At 40.9% G+C, this 328-nt stretch carries 1 pseudogene; it reads right to left on the reverse strand.

Annotated elements, in window-relative coordinates:
- Nucleotides 1-328: pseudogene (locus AOB46_RS23585) on the reverse strand (SusC/RagA family TonB-linked outer membrane protein); the annotation flags it as partial.

Below are 328 nucleotides of genomic sequence, written 5' to 3' on the forward strand. Positions count from 1 at the left end.
ATCCTTTATAGTTATATCCTAAAGTGGCACCATAACCTGATCTTGAGCTCTCCAGATTATTTACCCCTGTATGGTCAACTGGCACTACAAAGCTGGAAATATGCTCTAAAGTACTTAATGCAACAGACTGTCCTGTAGCCGCTAAAGTTCTTGTGTTAGACTGATATGCTTCCTGGAATAAGCTTGCATTGAACCTGTGGTCATCAGATAAAGAGAACGCATAGCTCAACACGTTGGATACGTTGAAGTTGAAATAACGGTTCGTTCCTGAAGTCATACGACCATTGGTACTTAAACCATCACCGTATACAGGAGACAGATATTCATC

This window comes from Chryseobacterium indologenes, from assembly GCF_001295265.1.
GTDB classification, from domain to species: Bacteria; Bacteroidota; Bacteroidia; order Flavobacteriales; family Weeksellaceae; genus Chryseobacterium; species Chryseobacterium indologenes_A.